This window comes from Bacillus sp. SIMBA_005 (genome assembly GCF_046535585.1).
Taxonomy (GTDB): domain Bacteria; phylum Bacillota; class Bacilli; order Bacillales; family Bacillaceae; genus Bacillus; species Bacillus pumilus.
In genome coordinates this window covers 1-270 of sequence record NZ_JAWRWI010000432.1, presented here as the reverse complement: position 1 = coordinate 270, position 270 = coordinate 1, and the positions used below count along the sequence as shown (strand labels likewise).

Genomic DNA, 270 nt, shown 5'->3' with positions numbered 1-270 from the left:
CCGCGCCCTTCAGGAAAAGAAAATCAGGCGCATCGGATCAGCTCAGGACAAACCGATTGACGTCCGTATCATCGCCACGATGAATGAAGACCCGATCACCGCCATTTCAGAAGAGCGGCTGCGCAAAGATTTATACTACCGCTTAAGCGTTGTCACGCTGATCATTCCCCCGCTCCGGGAGCGCAAGGAAGACATTCTGCCTCTGGCCGAAGTGTTTATTCAGAAAAACAACCACCTGTTTCAAATGCATGTTGATTCGATCAGTGACGA

1 protein-coding gene is annotated in these 270 nt (G+C 50.7%); it reads left to right on the top strand.

Annotated features, from left to right (window positions below; all coding sequences use genetic code 11):
• Window positions 1–270, top strand: a 270-nt coding sequence (locus SB660_RS20770; protein ID WP_410584239.1) for a sigma 54-interacting transcriptional regulator, incomplete at both ends; no start/stop codon positions are given.